Here is a 243-nt window from a genome sequence, read left to right as displayed (position 1 = left end):
GCCCTGGTCGCCGAACTCGGCGACGACGCCCAAGTCGGCTTCCACGGCCACGAAAACCTCGGCCTCGCCGTCGCCAACTCCGTCTACGCCGTCCGCGCGGGCGCCACCCAGATCGACGGCTCCGCCCGCCGCTTCGGCGCCGGAGCGGGCAACCTACCCGTCGAAGCCTTCATCGGCGTCTGCGACAAACTCGGCATCAAGACCGGCGTCGACTTCTTCGCCGTCACCGACGCCGCCGAAGAC

The 243-nt window shown here is 70.4% G+C and carries 1 pseudogene; it reads left to right on the top strand.

Annotation, left to right across the window (positions count from 1 at the left end):
- Positions 1 to 243, top strand: a pseudogene (locus QC180_RS30170) (4-hydroxy-2-oxovalerate aldolase); the annotation flags it as partial.

This window comes from Nocardia anocheti (assembly GCF_029675105.1).
In the GTDB taxonomy this organism is placed as follows: Bacteria; Actinomycetota; Actinomycetes; order Mycobacteriales; family Mycobacteriaceae; genus Nocardia.
The sequence above is the reverse complement of the archived record's forward strand: the minus strand, read 5'-3'. Positions and strand labels throughout refer to the sequence as shown.